2 pseudogenes are annotated in these 2,112 nt (G+C 41.2%); both read right to left on the bottom strand.

The annotated features are described in order from the left end of the window. Window positions 1-1,148 (bottom strand): annotated as a pseudogene (locus G3569_RS18120) (hypothetical protein); the annotation flags it as partial. Between the two features lie 571 nt (window positions 1,149-1,719). Next, window positions 1,720-2,112: pseudogene (locus G3569_RS18115) on the bottom strand (methyl-accepting chemotaxis protein); the annotation flags it as partial.

The following is a 2,112-nucleotide window of genomic DNA, read 5'->3' as shown; positions in this document are numbered from 1 at the left end:
TCTTCGAGTGAAGAAGTAGTTTCTTGCAGGCTGGCTGCCTGTTCGTTAGCACTTTCGGCCAGTTCCTGACTGGAGCTTGAAAGCTGATCCGAAGAAGAGTTAACCTGTTCGGCTCCATTCTTGAGTCGATCAATAATATGTTGTAAGGCAGCGGTGGTAGAATAACTGGTCCAATATCCCAATAGTAAGGTTATGATAACTGCAAGTGCTGCACCAATACCCAGAATCCAGGTATATTTTGTTACCGTTGCCGTAGTAAGTTGACCTTGTTTATTAGTATTATCTCGTGCTGCTTTATTCAGGTCCGCCGAGTTCCAGTAAATACCGTTGTTGGTTTCAAAAGCTTCATTCCGCTTGGCTATCACATTCTTTTTGCCCCCAATAAAATCGTTTGTTGCTGAGATATTTTCATCAAGGTTGTTGAGAGCATTATCTACTGCCCCGCTAGCATTGGCTGATAGAGTTGCTAATGATTCTCTAGCATCATTGAGCGTTGCGGTTACTTGGGACAGGTTGTCTATATTTCGAGAATTTAAGGCATCCCATAGCTTGCGGCGGCTTTCTATGAGTTGTGCTTTAACTTCGCTTGCCACAAGAGCTTCTTCGGCCGGCAGGGCTTCTACTGCTTCTTGTAGAGATTCAACGGCCCGGTGGTAGGTCTCAACAGATTGTTCTTTTTGCTTTTCAGCATTGACTGTTGCTTTATGATAGTTCCCGATAGCCTCACGATATGCATTAGCTGATGTTCGCAGTTCTCCAATTTTCTTTCCTAAAACCGGCAGATCCTGCTCTTGGCTAAGGTTATCAGCTGCTTTAATGACACTATCAATTTTGCCGAAATATTTCACCATATGATCATACAGTTGCTCATCATACTGTATTTGATACCGGAGCTGCGTGAATCCAATCTCACTTACGCTCTCTTTCAATTCTGTTGAGAGTTTCCATTCCGGTTGATACGCTTGTTCAAGCCGTTCGGAATAACCGTTGATAGTACTTAATGCATAGATCCCAATGAGACCTAACAATAACGTTACTACGGTACCAACGACTCCTAGTCTCAAAATACGTTTGCCGATAGTACGGTTATTATCACTACTGCTTACATTTGAATTAATATTCTTAAAAAACTCTTCTATAAAACTCATATTGCTATACCCTGTGGTAATTATGTGATTACGTTTTGTATGATAGAATTCGGTTTTACCTTCTGAACCTTTAAGAAGAGGTAGAACGCCTATGGTAGCTTGGTGTCAAAGGTTGTTTGGGATGCGTGTGAACTGTACTGTAGAAGCTTCGTGTTTTGAATTTGGATGAAAGTCTATATCTGCTCCAATCCTTTTCATTGTACACCTCATCCGTACTGTTCAAGTGAGCATCGTTAACCGAAAACGCCACCTGCAAAACTATGCGGTTATTATAATGTTACGGCTGTGCTGTTTACGAATGGTCAATATATTTACCCTACATACGACCGTTATTACAGCTACTATTATTGTCTCCCTAGTAAAAAAATCAGGGAGAATTTGTCGTTGGTATAATTATCGGAGAAAATGAAAATTACTTAAATGTATAAGGGGAAGGCAGTAATCTTTTTATAAACGCGTAGTACGATATTGGAAAGGGAGGAGGAAAAAAATGCCCTGACTTATCGTTAAAGTAACCAGCTTTAACCTGCCAGGGCATTATTTATGGATATCAACTCTTGGTGCCCAGGTCTTAGAAGCCGCTGAAATCGTCATCATCAAAAGGAATTAATTCTTCACTGGCAGAGCCATTGTCATTAGAGCTATGCTTTTTCTCAAAATTATTACTGTGCTCGTTAGAAGATTCTTGCGAAGGGCTTTGTAGCATGTTGCTGTTCGTTGATTGTCCGTTGCTGCCGCTATGGTTACTGAATCTTTGATTTGTCCCTCCGGTTAACTGTTTTAGCTCGCGAACGATATCGTTAAGCTCATTGGCTTGCGAAGAAAGTTCTTCGGCAGAGCTTGCTGATTCTTCAGATGCAGAGGCATTCTTTTGGACTACATTGTCCATCTCGGTCATAGTAGAATTCATCTGTTGGATACCAACAGCTTGTTCTTTGGAAGCTGCTGAAATTTCAACAACCAG

The organism is Fodinibius halophilus, assembly GCF_011059105.1.
Classification (GTDB): domain Bacteria; phylum Bacteroidota; class Rhodothermia; order Balneolales; family Balneolaceae; genus Fodinibius; species Fodinibius halophilus.
Note: the sequence above shows the minus strand (reverse complement) of the source record. Positions and strands in the feature narration are given on the sequence as shown.